The organism is Moorena sp. SIO3I6, assembly GCF_010672095.1.
This window is the reverse complement of record NZ_JAAHHU010001624.1, coordinates 1-1,121: the sequence shown is the minus strand read 5'-3', so window position 1 is coordinate 1,121 and position 1,121 is coordinate 1. Positions and strand designations below refer to the sequence as shown.

The 1,121-nt window shown below is 41.2% G+C and carries 2 protein-coding genes; both read right to left on the bottom strand.

The features are described 5' to 3' along the window. Nucleotides 1–571: hypothetical protein (locus F6K49_RS51755; RefSeq protein ID WP_293110802.1), on the bottom strand; the 571-nt coding region annotated here is incomplete at its 3' end. 104 nt (nt 572–675) lie between these two features. Then, on the bottom strand, nt 676–1,121 hold a 446-nt coding region (locus F6K49_RS51750), incomplete at its 5' end, for a ShlB/FhaC/HecB family hemolysin secretion/activation protein (protein WP_293110800.1).

The following is a 1,121-nucleotide window of genomic DNA, read 5'->3' as shown; positions in this document are numbered from 1 at the left end:
TCTGATTTTGATTACTCTCAAGAGCTTGTTCTAAAACATCTACTGCTTCGGCGAATCTACCTGAATCGTAGAGACCTTGCCCCTGTGCAAGTAACGTGGAAAGTTTAAGGTTATCAGGTTTAAGGTTAGCAGGTTTAAGAGCAATATCCCCTTCAACCTTCAACCCTTCAACCTTCAACCCTTCAACCTTCAACCTTCCAACCTTCAACCTTCCAACATTAGACCCTTCAACTTTCAACGTTTGTGGGACTTTCGCTAAAACCGGAGGGGCTAAATTGCACAATAATGCTGTTAACAGAGCGATCAGAGGCAATCTTATCCACCTCTTTACCCTCAACCCTAAATATTTTAGATTTGCTCTAGCTATGTCACTATAATAATATGTTGTTAGTTCAGCTATCAACCTAAGAGGTCTTTTTAGATTGTCCCACAAAACTCCAGATATCTTTCCCCTCCTGGGAGGGGTTAGGGGTGGGTTCCTCTTGCCTTTTGCCTCTTGCCTTTTGCCTCTTGCCAAAATAAGTGTATTTACAACCGAGAGCAAAACGGTATATATCCTTTTTTTGACCATTGTCTTTTTTTCCGATTACTGCATCTGATAACTATGATCATAAGCGCTATATTAATAGCAATTTTTAATTGTTAATTTTTAATTGTTAATTTTCATTTCATTGTTCAAAATGGTCTAAAAATCACCGAAAAATAGAAGCCATCTTCCTGTAAGGTTCTATCCCTAGTGTCAACAGGCACTAACTGCAAGCCCCAGCCGATATTAGCCTCTAGTAAATCTCCTTGCTGCCATCGCAAACCCAGACCAATGGATGCGATCGTATTATCATCAATATCATTTTCATCTTCTTTATTCCAGCCAGTACCAAAATCAAGAAAAGGAGTCAACTGCACCAGAGTTCCGCTATCATTCTGAATAATTGGCAGACGCAGCTCTGCAGAAATAAAGGCACCATTGTCCGATAGAATCAGATCCTGGCGATAGCCCCGCACACTCTCTAAACCGCCAATCCCTATCTGTTCTAATGGTACCAAGCTTCGGTCTGCTAGTTGCACATCCCCTCGGATTAATAAGATAGTGTTTGGTGCCAGTAGCCTTACCCATTGGCCTT